Origin of the sequence: Microcystis flos-aquae FACHB-1344, assembly GCF_014698375.1 — a bacterium.
GTDB lineage: Bacteria > Cyanobacteriota > Cyanobacteriia > Cyanobacteriales > Microcystaceae > Microcystis > Microcystis aeruginosa.
This window is the reverse complement of sequence record NZ_JACJSW010000123.1, coordinates 59986-73564: the sequence shown is the minus strand read 5'-3', so window position 1 is coordinate 73564 and position 13579 is coordinate 59986. Positions and strand designations below refer to the sequence as shown.

At 42.8% G+C, this 13579-nt stretch carries 13 protein-coding genes; 6 read left to right on the top strand and 7 right to left on the bottom strand.

Annotation, left to right across the window (positions count from 1 at the left end; all coding sequences use genetic code 11):
- Positions 1-281: DUF3782 domain-containing protein (locus H6G48_RS10625; protein WP_190721580.1), on the bottom strand; the 281-nt coding region annotated here is incomplete at its 3' end.
- A 63-nt stretch (positions 282-344) separates the two neighbouring features.
- Between H6G48_RS10625 and cbiE the strand changes: the two genes are divergently transcribed.
- Together cbiE and H6G48_RS10615 are read left to right on the top strand one after the other, a co-directional pair.
- Positions 345-1613: a precorrin-6y C5,15-methyltransferase (decarboxylating) subunit CbiE gene (gene cbiE, locus H6G48_RS10620; RefSeq protein ID WP_190721578.1), complete on the top strand. Its 1269-nt coding sequence runs from the start codon at positions 345-347 to the stop codon at positions 1611-1613.
- A gap of 470 nt (positions 1614-2083) precedes the next feature.
- Positions 2084-2716 carry a Uma2 family endonuclease gene (locus tag H6G48_RS10615; RefSeq protein ID WP_190721576.1) on the top strand — a complete coding sequence of 211 codons (633 nt, stop codon included), beginning with the start codon at positions 2084-2086 and terminating at the stop codon, positions 2714-2716.
- 533 nt (positions 2717-3249) lie between these two features.
- Here H6G48_RS10615 and H6G48_RS10610 read toward each other — a convergent pair.
- From H6G48_RS10610 to psb30, 6 genes are all read right to left on the bottom strand, one after another.
- Positions 3250-3558 (bottom strand): hypothetical protein, encoded by a 309-nt coding sequence (locus H6G48_RS10610; RefSeq protein WP_190721574.1) that lies wholly within the window; start codon positions 3556-3558, stop codon positions 3250-3252.
- Between the two features lie 228 nt (positions 3559-3786).
- Positions 3787-6231, bottom strand: a complete 2445-nt coding sequence (gene ppsA / locus H6G48_RS10605) for a phosphoenolpyruvate synthase (RefSeq protein ID WP_190721572.1) — start codon at positions 6229-6231, stop codon at positions 3787-3789.
- Positions 6232-6728: 497 nt separating this feature from the next.
- On the bottom strand, positions 6729-6956 hold the full coding sequence (locus H6G48_RS10600; RefSeq protein WP_190721570.1) for a UPF0175 family protein: 228 nt from the start codon (positions 6954-6956) through the stop codon (positions 6729-6731).
- A gap of 73 nt (positions 6957-7029) precedes the next feature.
- Positions 7030-8478 carry a M16 family metallopeptidase gene (locus tag H6G48_RS10595; RefSeq protein WP_190721568.1) on the bottom strand — a complete coding sequence of 483 codons (1449 nt, stop codon included), beginning with the start codon at positions 8476-8478 and terminating at the stop codon, positions 7030-7032.
- Between the two features lie 64 nt (positions 8479-8542).
- Positions 8543-10099, bottom strand: coding sequence for a M16 family metallopeptidase (locus H6G48_RS10590; RefSeq protein WP_190721565.1), 1557 nt, complete (start codon positions 10097-10099; stop codon positions 8543-8545).
- A 284-nt stretch (positions 10100-10383) separates the two neighbouring features.
- Entirely contained in the window at positions 10384-10503 is a 120-nt protein-coding gene (gene psb30 / locus H6G48_RS10585) for a photosystem II reaction center protein Ycf12/Psb30 (protein WP_002736367.1), read from the bottom strand.
- Positions 10504-10677: 174 nt separating this feature from the next.
- On the opposite strand from psb30, the gene H6G48_RS10580 reads away from it, so the two are divergent.
- From H6G48_RS10580 to arsC, 4 genes are all read left to right on the top strand, one after another.
- Positions 10678-11016 (top strand): ArsR/SmtB family transcription factor, encoded by a 339-nt coding sequence (locus H6G48_RS10580; protein WP_079205464.1) that lies wholly within the window; start codon positions 10678-10680, stop codon positions 11014-11016.
- 125 nt (positions 11017-11141) lie between these two features.
- A complete protein-coding gene (gene arsB, locus H6G48_RS10575; protein WP_190721563.1) occupies positions 11142-12287 on the top strand; it encodes an ACR3 family arsenite efflux transporter in 1146 nt (381 codons plus the stop codon).
- Between the two features lie 9 nt (positions 12288-12296).
- A complete protein-coding gene (gene arsH, locus H6G48_RS10570; RefSeq protein WP_190721561.1) occupies positions 12297-12944 on the top strand; it encodes an arsenical resistance protein ArsH in 648 nt (215 codons plus the stop codon).
- Between the two features lie 23 nt (positions 12945-12967).
- Complete coding sequence (gene arsC, locus H6G48_RS10565; protein WP_159292536.1) at positions 12968-13366, top strand: arsenate reductase, glutathione/glutaredoxin type; 399 nt, start codon at positions 12968-12970, stop codon at positions 13364-13366.
- Positions 13367-13579 lie beyond the last annotated feature (213 nt).

Here is a 13579-nt window from a genome sequence, read left to right as displayed (position 1 = left end):
TTAGTTACTAACACATCAATTTCTAGGGTTTTACCGTCGAGACGTTTTCTGACTCTTTGACTAACTTGATGTACGGGAATCTGACGATTTAAAAATAAAGTCTCACAAGCTGGGGCTACCATATTTTCGACAAAACGTCCCCATTTACCCCCAAGATTACCAATTTCTTGACTGAGTCTGGTAATTTGGCGATCAGTTGCTTGAAAGCGTCGCTCGGTTTCTTTTTGAGCTTCTACTAATTCGGCTAATAATCTCCAAACGTCATCGGCGGTGGTGGTCATAATTTTTCCTCTAAATTAACTTGACACTAACCCGATTATATCTTGTTTGAAGGATAGAGCCTGATGGCAGATAATGAAATAGTAGCGATTTTTTTTAATATGGCGGATCGCAATTGTAAGTCGAAATGGCTATCGATCATAGGAATTGGTGAAGATGGCTTAGAAGGGTTAAGTTCGGTGGGGCGAAGTCTGCTTTCTTTAGCATCAGTTATTGTCGGTGGTGAACGACATCTGGCAATGTTACCCCCAGAGGATCAACGGCAAAAACTGCTCTGGACTTCTCCCATCCAAGACTCTGTTAACGAGATTATCCGCCTTCGTGGTCAATCCGTCTGTGTTTTGGCCAGTGGTGATCCCATGTGCTACGGGATTGGTGTCACCCTCACCCGTCAGATTCCCCCGGAGGAAATGACGATTATTCCCTCTCCTTCTAGCTTTAGTCTTGCCTGTAGTCGTTTGGGTTGGTCCCTGAGTGAAGTGGAAACTTTGAGTTTGTGCGGTCGGCCTCCGGCTTGGTTGAATGGGGTGCTTTATCCCGGCGCTAAACTGCTGGTACTGAGCGCCGATGCCCAGACTCCGGCGATCGCTGCTCGGCTGCTCCGGGAGGGAGGTTTTGGCGAAAGTTCCATCACGGTTTTAGAACATCTAGGGGGAACCCGAGAACGCCACATTCAAGGCATCGCCAACGATTGGCAATTTACAGATCTGGCGGATTTAAATGTCATCGCCATTAGCTGCATCTTCTCCCATCCCCCCACCCTGGCGCCGCGCCTTCCCGGACTGCCGGATTCTGCTTACCATCATGACGGCCAGTTGACAAAAAGAGAAGTTCGTGCTATCACTCTGAGTAGATTGGCTCCCCTACCCGGACAATTGCTCTGGGATGTGGGGGCAGGTTGTGGTTCCATTGCCATTGAGTGGCTGCGTAGCGATCGCCGTTGCCAGGCTATTGCGATCGAACATCATCCCACCAGATTACAATACATTGCCGATAATGCCGCCGCCCTGGGAACGCCCCACCTGCAAATCGTCGCCGGAATCGCACCGAGCGCCCTGGAAGATTTACCGCAACCGGACGCTATTTTTATTGGTGGCGGTATCACCACACCCCAGCTATTGGAAACCTGTTGGTTAGCCCTGCGCTCCGGGGGTCGTCTTGTTGCTAACACTGTTACAATTGAAAGCGAATTAGTCCTCTTGCAATGGCATAGTAAATTAGGGGGGGAACTGCTGCGAATTGGCATTGAAAAAGCCGAACCGGTCGGCAAGTTTTTAGGTTGGAAAGCAATGGCCCCCGTAACCCAGTGGACTGTTCTGAAACCGAGATTGTAAATCCTTGATTTTCTCCTCGATCTCTCTTGTAAAAGTTGTAGATAGAACTTTTTGCTCTAATTCCTCTTCTTCTGGGCTTTGTCGATAGACTAAACCGCCACTCATCTTCTTGTCCTAATTCCAGTTGATAGTCTTATTATAATTATAGTTACCAAAATTAGACAAAAATTTTCTAGGAACCAACGAAATTTTCAATCGTTATCATCAAAAAAATTCAATCTTTATTGTCCAATGCACAAGTTATACTAAATCCGTTGAGTATATGCTACATATCAAGACAGGCAAAAGGCAATAGGCAATAGGCAATAGGCAATAGGCAAAAGGGAGAATAAATAATCATTCTTTAATAACCGGATTTAGTATTATCTTATTTGTCAATATTTTTGTCATAATTGCTACATAATACAAATGCTCGCTATAATAGAATTAAGTTGTTGACATTTTCTAGTTTTCACTTTTTACTTAGTCTCATGGTTTCGCAACTAGATAAAACTAACGTCACTGAAATTATCTACCCCGATAGCGATGGTCAACCCATGGCGGATAATACCCTGCAATTTCGTTGGATTACGACAATTAAAACTAATTTAGACTGGCTATTTCGCCAGCAGTCTGATGTCTTTGTTGCGGGTGATTTACTCTGGTATCCTGTGGAAAATGATAATAAACTGCGTCAAGCACCGGATATCATGGTGGTTTTTGGGAGACCAAAAGGGGAAAGGGGTTCCTATCGACAATGGCTCGAAAATAATATTAGTCCCCAGGTGGTTTTTGAAATCATCTCTCCGGGTAACACCCTCACGGAAATGGCCAAAAAACAGCTATTTTATCAGCGTTATGGGGTCGAGGAATATTATCTTTATGATCCCCATAAAAACGATGCCAGTGGTTGGATAAGAGGCGAAAATCAGCTAGAAATTCTAGAAACTCTCGATAATTGGGTTAGTCCCCGTTTAGGCATTCGTTTTCAGTTAGGAGAACCGGAAATGTTGCTTTTTTATCCCGATGGACAAGCTTTCACTAGCTATAATCAGGAAAAACAACGAGCGGAACGATTAGCCAATAAACTGCGGGAATTAGGCCTTAATCCTGACGAAATCTAAGTTTATCTCTTAATCGCAGTTTAAAGTTAATATTTATTAAGAGAAAAATAAAAAATAGCCATAGTGGGCTATAGGTATTTTCAGTATGATAAATCCATACTAAGTCCTTTGAGTGCGGATTTATACTAAATCCGGTTATTAAAAACTGATTATTTATTTCCCCCAACCCTACCCCGATGTCGGGGGGGTTGGGGGGTTGCCTTTTGCATGAGCAGAAAACGGGTTTCTCCGAGAAACCCGTTTTCTGTGCGTTACTCAACGGATTTAGTATTAGTATAATATTGTCAACATACCAAGACAAAAAAAGGTGGGACTTGCCCACCTTTATCACTAAACTATTGTCCTTTCTCCACTGCTGCCACCATCAATATAATGCCTCTCAACTTCGGTAGAGCCAGAACGACAGAATAAAGGCTCTAGACAATAATCTAATCTTACCGATTTTTGAAAGCCTTGTAAATCAAGCTCAAAAAACTAGGGGTATTTTATTTATATTTTTGGTGATAATTGCACGAAAAAAGCGACGATCATGTTTAAGAAAAAAAGTGTTTGATCCCGTCAATACCTCCTCTCGCTAAACTAGCAACTGCTCTTACCTGTTTTCGCTCATCCTCGTTCATATCAGCATACTTTTGGGCTGCCATTTTCAGACCGTAGATGAGTGTCCCTGTTGGGATCACAATATTTAAACCTGGCATCCATACAGTTATTGCCGTAAATGCCAGACCAGCTAAACCTACTAATCCAGTAATTTCGCTAATCAACTTCAAACCAGCTTTTATGTCACCCTTAGTAAAGGTTTCATTAGCATAACGTTCTAGGTCATCATCTAGTTTAGACATTTCAAATACCCTTAATAAATAACGAGATTAAAACTTTTTTAGCCTGCTAATACCATTTTTCAAAACCCTTGTCATGAATCCGCATGATCAAAGCCCTACGGTGAGCGTATCGGGTAAGTCAGCTATTTTTGAAATTTGGTACAAATATGGGTTTCAAGCATAATTTTTGACACAAAGGGTGTATTAATCGAATATAAGATAACACACCCCTTTGATCAGAACGACAGATTAACCCTTGGCTTTTTCTACCTCAGCAATCCGTAAAATGGTTTTCAGCACCGAATCAGGATTAAGACTGATGGAATCGATGCCTAATTCCACTAAAAATTGAGCAAATTCGGGATAATCACTGGGAGCTTGACCACAGATACCGATTTTGCGATTATGGGCTTTAGCGGTTTCAATAGCCATTTTCACCATGCGTTTAACTCCCTCATTCCGTTCATCAAAAAGATGGGCAACTAGGGCAGAATCCCGATCTAATCCTAAGGTTAATTGGGTCAAATCATTAGAACCGATCGAAAATCCGTCAAACACCTGAGCAAATTGGTCGGCAAGAATTACATTACTTGGTAACTCACACATCACATAAACTTGCAAACCATCAACCCCGCGTTCGAGACCATTTTTCGCCATTTCTTCAAGGACTCTCATCCCTTCTTCGGGGGTACGACAGAAAGGAATCATCGGAATCACATTAGTTAATCCCATTTCTTCCCGGACCATTTTCAGCGCCCGACATTCCAAAGCGAAAGCCTCGCGATAATTAGGATCAGTATAACGGGAAGCGCCGCGCCAACCGATCATCGGGTTTTCTTCCTTGGGTTCAAAGGGTTTGCCACCCAATAAATTAGCGTATTCATTGGATTTAAAATCGGACATCCGCACAATTACATCTTTGGGGTAGAATGCGGCTGCAATCATGGCAATTCCCCGGGCCAATTTATCGACGAAAAATTGGGGTTTATCCTCGTAGTGTTTGGTTAATTCGGCGATTTGGTCTTTTACGTCTCCTTCTTCCAATTCGTGGAATTTCAGCAAGGCGCTGGGGTGGGCCTGAATATGGTTAGCGATAATAAACTCTAGACGGGCTAAACCGACTCCTTGGGCAGGAATATCGGCAAAAGCGAAGGCTTTTTCAGGATTACCGATATTCATGAGGATTTTTGTCCGAGTTTGGGGCAAATTGTCCAGGGGAGTTTCAAGAATTTCAAAGGGTAGCAATCCGAGGTAAACTTTCCCTTCATCCCCTTCCGCACAGCAAACGGTGACTTCCTGACCGGTTTTAATCGTTTCCGTGGCATTATTGCAACCCACGATCGCCGGAATGCCCATTTCTCGCGCGATAATAGCGGCATGGCAAGTACGACCACCCTGATTAGTAACGATCGCGCTTGCTTGTTTCATAATCGGTTCCCAGTCGGGATCCGTGCGATTGGTGACGAGAACTTCTCCCGGTTTAAAGTTGTTGATTTTGTCTACACTGAGGATGACTCTGGCTTTTCCTTGACCGATTGCTGCACCTACACTTCGTCCCACCGCTAAAACTTGACTTCTTTGCTTAATTTCGTAGGATTTAAGGATATTAGCTGCTTTTTGCGATTGTACGGTTTCTGGGCGCGCCTGAACGATAAAGAGTTCTCCCGTGATCCCATCTTTTGCCCATTCGATGTCCATGGGGGTGTAGGTTCCGCGCACTTGCGAGTAATGTTCCTCGATTTGGGTCGTCCAACGGGCTAAAGTGAGGATTTCTTGGTCACTAATGCAGAATTGATCCTGTTCTAGCTTGTTAACTCGGATATTCTTGGTTAGACGCGATCCTCCATCATCGTAGATCATCTTGATGGCTTTACTGCCGAGGCGTTTGTCGAGGATGGGTTTGTAACCGTTTTTAAGAGTGGGTTTAAAAACCAGATATTCGTCGGGGTTAACGGCTCCTTGCACGACATTTTCCCCTAAACCGTAGGCTGCGGTGATTAAAGTGGCATTTTTGAACCCTGTTTCCGTATCGATGGAAAACATCACCCCGGAGGTGGCTAGATCTGAACGCACCATTTTTTGGACACCGACGGAAAGGGCGACGGCAAAGTGATCGAAACCGTTATGATGACGGTAGGAAATAGCGCGATCGGTGAATAAAGAGGCAAAACATTTATGGCAAGCTTCTAAAACTCCCCTCACCCCTTGCACGTTGAGATAGGTTTCCTGTTGTCCGGCAAAACTCGCTTCGGGTAAGTCTTCGGCAGTGGCGCTTGAGCGAACGGCCACATCAATGGAATGATAGAGATCATCGCCATAACGTTCACAGAGTCGGCGATAGGCAATAGCGATCGCATGACTTAAATCATCGGGGAACGGTGTATTGAGGATTAATGTGCGCGCTTGTTTACCTTTTTCTTGCAAGTTCTGCACATCATTTTCGTCTAAATCTTGGAAAATTTGTCTTAATTGTGCGTCTAGTCCGGCTTTTTCGACAAAGTGACGGTAAGCGTAAGCGGTGGTGGCGAATCCTGTGGGGACATTAATCCCTTTCGGGGTTAATTGTTGGATCATTTCGCCTAAGGAGGAGTTTTTCCCACCGACTAATCCCACGTCTTTGCTGTCTACTTCTTCAAACCACAGAATTAATGCTTGTTCTCTAGAGGTTCTCGCAACATCTTGTAGTAGCATCATAAGTATTTTTACCTCTGTACTTTATACTTTCAGTTTAGCGACATACCATCTTCAAAAACCCTTGAGTTTGATATTTATTTACAAAACTATATAATAGCAAACTCAGCTACGATCACCCTATCTCTAAAGGGTTTAATTGTCTAGGTACTTAACACAAAAATTAACAAACTAATCAGGAGTCTCAACAGTAACTTTCCTCAATGATAGCCTTAGTTATCTCAAAATAGTTACAGCAGTTATCTCAATGGTGAGATAAGTAGGTGGGTGGAATTAAATATAGGATGAACGTAGGTTGGGTTGAAGCATGAAACCCAACGCCCGCATAGTTTACAGTACCGCTAACCCATCCTACAAATAATTGTGCCTCCCTACTTAGGAAGTTTTCGTTTTGGGGAGTCGGTCGTCAGCAGTCAGGAGTCAATACCAAATTAGGTTATACTTTTTTTTATGAGAAGGGCTGTAATTTAGCTTTAGGCATTTTCAAGGTCTGATAATAGTTATTCTTCTGTTAAGTCAATCATCCCTACGCCAAAATCGGTCAATCTCAATAAAAAATTAACCCTATCCACTCCTAATAAATTGGCAGCCATACCCGATGAAATACGTTTTATCTCAAAGAGTTTTACTACCATAGCCCAGGTTGCTTCTCTCTCGAATTCCTCGCGGGTTTTTTGAAGAAAGTCGGGTAAATTTTCAGGATAATTTATGGTGAGTTGTAAAGTCATATCTCGTGTTATATTTATCTCATTTTTCTAGGTTGGATTTCACCTAGTTTAGCTCCATCCAACCTAGATTTATTTATATTTGTGTGATGGTGACATCAACAGTTTTAACCGTAGTTCCCAAACTGGATAAGGGAGGTTGAATTTCCTGTTCATTACCCACCACAAGAGTCACAATTTGATTCGGTTGTAGATATTGTTGGGCCACTCGTTGAATATCGGCAATTGTCACCCCTTTTACCGCTTGTTGATAACGGAAGATAAAATCTTGGGGATAACCATAGTATTCATAGGTCATCAATCGCGATAAATTTTGAGCAGGTTTCTCAAACTTAAAAACAAAAGAATTGAGAATAGCATTTTTAGCATCTTCTAATTCTTTGGCAGTAACGGGTTGATTACGAAGGCGCTCGATTTCGCCTAAAATTGCCTTAATAAAAGGTACGGTGGCATCGGTGCGAGTTTGACCTCCGGCAATAAATAAACCGGGATAATCATAACGACTATTCCAGACACCATAGACAGAATAAGCTAATCCTTGACGGGAACGCACTTCATTAAATAAACGACCACCAAAACCGCTTAAAATCTCATTTAATACCGTTAAAGCGGGATAGTCGGGACTATCCAAACGACCCCCAAGATGACCTAATAAAACGCTACTCTGGGTTAATTGGGGTTGATTGACGACAAAGACACCTTGAAGATTTTTTTGGGTTGCAGAAGGGGTGACAATTTTAGTGGCAGTTGCGGGATTTTTCCAATCGCCAAAAGTTTTATTGATTAATGCTTTCATCGACTGAGAATCAAAATCACCGACAATTCCTAAAATTATTTGGTCGGGACGGACATAGGTACGATAAAAATCGATTAAATCCTGACGGTCAATATTAGCTAAAGTGCTATATTCTACAGTACGAGCGTAGGGGCTATTATCACCATAGACTAGCTTTTTAAACTCCCGACTAGCAATATCATCAGGATCATCATTACGTCGGGCAATCGCGCCTTTTTCCTGAACTTTGGCTAATTCTACCCTCTGACTTTCAAAAGCTGGGGAACGCAAAACCTCGGCAAAGAGATTAAAAACTGTTTCTAAATCTTCACTAAGAGCACTAAAACTAGCAGTTCCAGAGTTAAGATCGATCGAGGTTTCTACTAGGGCTGCTCTTTGTTCTAATAATTGATTTAAGACATTAGAAGGATGTTTTTCCGTGCCACCACTACGCAGCACGGTTCCAGTAATATCGGCTAATCCGACTTTTTCCCCGGATTCTAATCTCCCTCCTGTCCGAATCATCGCCGTACCACTCACTAAAGGTAAGCTCCGATCCTCCACTAAATAAACCACCATACCATTATCTAGTTGATAACGTTCGTATTGGGGAACTGTAACTTCAGGAAGGGGAGGAAAAGTTAAATCGGTAAAATGTCGCGGGGTTTGGGCAATTGCCGGGGAACGAAAAGCGAGGACACCTATCAGGGTGATCAGGATTAAACCTAGCCATTGTAAGCGTTTTTTCATGATTTGAGTCAAAATTATCGGAAGGAATAGATAAGAGGGAGCAAAAAGCAAACTTCACCGCTTTTTACTTTGGTAAAATTCGGCCAATAGTGCGATTTTCGGGGGTAAAAGTTTCTTTAGCCACCCGTTGAATATCGGCTGCCGTGACAGCATTATAAGCATCTAATTGGGCGAATAAATTACGCCAATCGCCGGTTTTTACCTCGTATTCAATCAAGGATCGCGCCATGCCCATGTTAGAATCAAGTCCTCTTAATAGGGCTGCCCGTAGTTGATTTTTAACCCGTTCTAATTCCTGTTCTGAAACTGGTTCATTTTTCAATCTTTCCAATTCCAAATTCAAACCCTGCGCTACTTCCTCCAGGCTGACATTAGGAGCGCTGAGAGCATAGAATAACAGCAAATTCGGGTATTTATCCCCCGGAAAGCCGTTAAATCCCTGGGCAGCGAGGGCAAGTTGTTTGTCCTCCACTAAAGCTTTATACAGTCGCGAAGTTCTTCCTTCACTCATTAAAGTGGCGATAACCTCGTAAACCGCATGATCGGGATGATTGAGGGCGGGACGATGGTATCCTTCTAAATACCAAGGCTGCGAGGCTAATTTTAGGGTAACTTCCTTTGTTTTGGTTTGGTTCGGTTCTACTACCTTCACCTGTGGGGGTTTCGGTTTAGCGGGAAAACGACCAAAATAAACCTCAGCTAACTGTTTGACCTGTTCTGGGTCCACATCTCCGGCGATAGCTATGGTTAAATTACTGGCAGCATAAAATTTATCGAAAAAGTTTTGGATATCTGAGGGTTCCAGATTGCGAATATCTCGATCGTAGCCGATAACGGGACGTTTGTAGGGATGGACAGTATAAGCTTGATCGAGAAAAGCTTCGATTAATAAACCCAAGGGGCTATTATCCGTCCGCATCCGTCTTTCTTCCAGAATTACGTCTTTTTCTTTGTAAAATTCCCGTTGGAACACCGGTTCTAAAAATCGTTCCGATTCCAAAGACATCCATAATTCCAATTTATTCGACGGGAAACTGTAAAAATAGCTAGTTGCATCGCTGGAAGTGGTGGCATTTAAACCGACTCCTCCCTGAGTTTCGACGATTTGCCCGTATTCGTTGCGTTGGACGAATTTCTCGGACTCTGCCTTAGTTTTTTGAAATTCTTCCGTTAATTTAGCCACTTCTGCGCTTTTACCTGCTTTTTTGGCCGCTTGTAGTTCTTTGTCTATAGCTTCAAGGCGATCGAGGACTTTTTTCTCGCTAAGATAATCGGTAGTACCGATGGTTTTTGTGCCTTTAAAGGCTAAATGTTCCAAAAAGTGAGCAACTCCTGTTTTCCCGTCCGGTTCATCGGCACCTCCCACATCCGCATAGGTGACAAAGGAAATAACCGGGGCATTGCGATTTTCTAGGATAATGAATTTTATTCCGTTATCGAGGCGAAATTCGGTAATTTTTTGTTGAAATTGCTTAAGGTAGGGGGTAATCGATTGCACATCGGCTGATTGCTCTTTCGCTTGGGCAAGAAGGGGTGAGAAACTCCCAAAACCCCAAAACACAAGGAAAGCGACCCAAAAGGCGATTACAGCCCGATAATAGGGGTTATTTTTAATGATCATGGATAGTTTTATCAGGTATCGTGGGAGCGAGAGATCGATCGCTATCTTCGATCTTAGCAGTCGATTGTTAGGAGAGGGGGAGTGGGAATTATGAATTATGAATTATAAATTATGAATTGGGAAGTGGGGAAGTGGGGAAGTGGGGAAGTGGGGAAGTGGGGAGAATAAATAAAAGCAATCTCCTGACTCCTATCTCCTGACTCCTGACTTTTAGACAAAAAATCTCTCCCTAAAGAGGAGAGAAGTCAAAAAAAGCACGATTGACAATGGGGGGGAGGCGGTTTTTATAGGTCGCCACCACGAAAAGCTAGTAGGAAAATGACAAAGGGGCCAGCTAACATGATTAGCGCCACGAAGGTGAGTTGAAAAATGGGTTCTAAATTGAGAGCCGCAAATAATTCCATGATGTCTCCTAACCTGTTTACAATGATTTAAAAGGCTAATCTGGTCAAAACCATTGTCTATCATACAGGGGATGATTCGCTGGTTTTCCTGATTCGATACAAAAATACATAAAGTTTTGTTGCAATTCTGAATTTTCCCGCTTTCTTATTTCCTTCCCACTAGGGGCAATCTCAATGTTCAACTCTCTGGCCACATCTCCCGACTCGTTAACCCGGATTTATACTGGTTTTCAGGCACTCTCGGATCCCCTGCGACTGCAAATTCTGCAACTTTTGCGACATCAGGAATTATGCGTCTGTGAATTGCGCGACCATCTTGATATCGCCCAATCTAAATTATCTTTTCACCTAAAAACGCTAAAAGAAGCCAATTTAGTCCGCAGTCGTCAAGAGGGTCGTTGGATCTACTACAGCCTAAATCTATCTCAATTTCTTCTCCTAGAAGAATATCTATCCGAATATCGTCGTTTTGCCGCCCTCGTCCCCGCTCGTTTCTGCGAGGAAAATCAGTAACCGATCAAGATTTTTAGAAATATTAAAGCTTTATGACTGGCTTTTACTCTTGACATATCAACTTTTTTTGAAATAATAAAGGTGTATTACCCAATCTCCCATCATTCCCTTTCCACCTTTGTGCGATGACTAATCAAATCAATCCTAAAGCCGCCAAAGCTGGTGGTAGCCTTAGTGTTTTTGAAAAATATCTTACCCTTTGGGTTATTTTCTGTATTTTGGCGGGAATTGCCCTCGGTCGGTCATTTCCGGACGTAGCGCAGACTTTAGATGCCATGAGTATCTATAACGTTTCTATTCCGATCGCCATCTGTCTTTTCTTCATGATGTATCCGATCATGGTTAAGATCGACTTTTCTCAAGCTCTTCGGGCTGCCCGTACTCCCAAACCAGTTATTTTAACTTTAGTGGTTAATTGGCTGATCAAACCCTTTACCATGGTGGCGCTGGCTCAATTTTTTCTCGGCTGGCTGTTTCTGCCTTGGTTGAGTCAAACGGAGATTATCCGAGGACAGACGGTAAGTTTAGCTAGTTCCTACACTGCTGGAGCTATTTTACTAGGAATTGCTCCCTGTACGGCCATGGTCTTGATGTGGGGCTATCTTTCCTACAGTAACCAGGGTCATACCCTAATTATGGTAGCAGTCAATTCCCTAGCGATGCTTTTTCTCTACGCTCCTCTAGGTAAATGGTTACTGGCAGCTAATAATTTTGTAGTCCCCTGGCAGACCATTGTTTTTTCTGTGTTAATCTACGTTGGTTTACCGCTTATTGCCGGTATCTATAGCCGTCACTGGATTTTTAAACATAAAGGACGGGCCTGGTTTGAATCGCGTTTTCTTCACTATCTCAGTCCTGTGGCAATCACTGCCTTATTGTTAACCTTAATCCTCCTCTTTGCTTTCAAAGGCGATTTAATTGTTAGTAATCCCCTGCATATTTTCCTGATTGCTATTCCCCTGTTTATTCAAACTAATCTGATTTTTTTTCTTAGTTATGTGGCCGCTCTCAAACTCAATTTAGTTTACGAAGATGCGGCTCCCGCTGCTTTAATTGGTGCTAGTAATCATTTTGAGGTAGCGATCGCCACTGCGGTGATGTTATTCGGATTGAATTCGGGGGCTGCTTTAGCGACAGTAGTGGGGGTATTGATTGAAGTACCTGTGATGTTAATGTTGGTAGAATTCTGTAAAAAAACCGCCTTTTGGTTTCCCAGAGATCCAGAAAAAGCCACCCTTCTCGATCCTCGTTGCTTGAGTTCTTACAAATAATTATTCACCATGATCCAATCGACTCACAAACCGAGAATTCTTTTTCTGTATGGCTCTTTGCGGGAACGTTCCTACAGTCGTTTATTAGCAGAAGAAGCGGCCAGAATTATCACTGAATTTGGGGCAGAAGTGCGCTTTTTTGATCCCCGTGAATTGCCGATTTATGGCAGTGTTCCCGATACTCATGCCAAAGTACAGGAATTACGAGAATTAAGTCAATGGTCCGAGGGTCAAGTCTGGTCATCTCCCGAACTTCACGGCAATATTAGCGGCATTATCAAAAACCAAATTGATTGGATTCCCTTAAGTATTGGTGCGATTCGTCCCACTCAAGGCCGCACTTTAGCAGTCATGCAAGTAAGCGGAGGTTCCCAATCTTTTAATGCGGTTAATACTCTGCGAATTCTTGGTCGTTGGCTGCGAATGTTTACTATTCCTAATCAATCTTCTGTGGCTAAAGCTTATCAGGAGTTTCATGAGGATGGCACGATGAAAGATTCCCCCTATCGAGATCGGGTTATTGATGTAATGGAGGAACTTTATAAGTTTACTATTCTCCTGCGAGATCAGGTAGATGATCTGACTGATCGCTATAGTGAAAGGAAAGAAAAAGCCGCCCAAGAAATAGCCACAATTGCCCATAAAGCTATTAATTAAATCAATTTCTAGGAGTTAAAATCATGAAAAAAGTTATGTTTGCCTGTAGAAAAAATTCCTGTCGTTCCCAAATCGCCGAAGGTTTCGCTAAAACTTTAGGCGCGGGTAAAATTGCCGTCACAAGTTCCGGATTAGAAGCGGCCAAAGTTCACCCCGGAGCAATCGAAGTTATGCAGGAAATTGGTATCGATATTACTGACCAAACTTCTAAACCAATTAGGGATTTTAATCCCGAAGATTACGATGCCGTTATCTCCCTATGTGGTTGCGGTGTCAATCTGCCGGAAGGATGGGTTTTACAGGAAATTTTCGAGGATTGGTTAATTGATGATCCCGATGGTCAACCTATCGAAACTTTTCGCCGAGTTCGCGATGAAATTAAGGCTAAAGTTATCGGATTAATCGAGCAGTTAAGTAGGTAGTTGTTAAAAGTTGTCAGACACCCCCCTTATTAAGGGGGGATTAAGGGGGGATCCCCCCGCCTATCGGCACCCCCCTTATCAAGGGGGGCAGGGGGGATCAGAGGGAAAATCTATTTTTAATTTAATTATAACTACTTACTTAAGTTAATTTCCCAAAAAAATCTTCGGCTCTCTTGTGGTTTGTGTGATAGATTTACTGATCGAATCTGTCTT

Excerpts from the sequence above, each read along its gene's own strand:
- cbiE (WP_190721578.1), top strand. The coding sequence starts at position 345 with ATGGCAGATAATGAAATAGTAGCGATTTTTTTTAATATGGCGGATCGC.
- H6G48_RS10615 (WP_190721576.1), top strand. The coding sequence starts at position 2,084 with ATGGTTTCGCAACTAGATAAAACTAACGTCACTGAAATTATCTACCCC.
- H6G48_RS10610 (WP_190721574.1), bottom strand. The coding sequence starts at position 3,558 with ATGTCTAAACTAGATGATGACCTAGAACGTTATGCTAATGAAACCTTT.
- ppsA (WP_190721572.1), bottom strand. The coding sequence starts at position 6,231 with ATGATGCTACTACAAGATGTTGCGAGAACCTCTAGAGAACAAGCATTA.
- H6G48_RS10600 (WP_190721570.1), bottom strand. The coding sequence starts at position 6,956 with ATGACTTTACAACTCACCATAAATTATCCTGAAAATTTACCCGACTTT.
- H6G48_RS10595 (WP_190721568.1), bottom strand. The coding sequence starts at position 8,478 with ATGAAAAAACGCTTACAATGGCTAGGTTTAATCCTGATCACCCTGATA.
- H6G48_RS10590 (WP_190721565.1), bottom strand. The coding sequence starts at position 10,099 with ATGATCATTAAAAATAACCCCTATTATCGGGCTGTAATCGCCTTTTGG.
- psb30 (WP_002736367.1), bottom strand. The coding sequence starts at position 10,503 with ATGGAATTATTTGCGGCTCTCAATTTAGAACCCATTTTTCAACTCACC.
- H6G48_RS10580 (WP_079205464.1), top strand. The coding sequence starts at position 10,678 with ATGTTCAACTCTCTGGCCACATCTCCCGACTCGTTAACCCGGATTTAT.
- arsB (WP_190721563.1), top strand. The coding sequence starts at position 11,142 with ATGACTAATCAAATCAATCCTAAAGCCGCCAAAGCTGGTGGTAGCCTT.
- arsH (WP_190721561.1), top strand. The coding sequence starts at position 12,297 with ATGATCCAATCGACTCACAAACCGAGAATTCTTTTTCTGTATGGCTCT.
- arsC (WP_159292536.1), top strand. The coding sequence starts at position 12,968 with ATGAAAAAAGTTATGTTTGCCTGTAGAAAAAATTCCTGTCGTTCCCAA.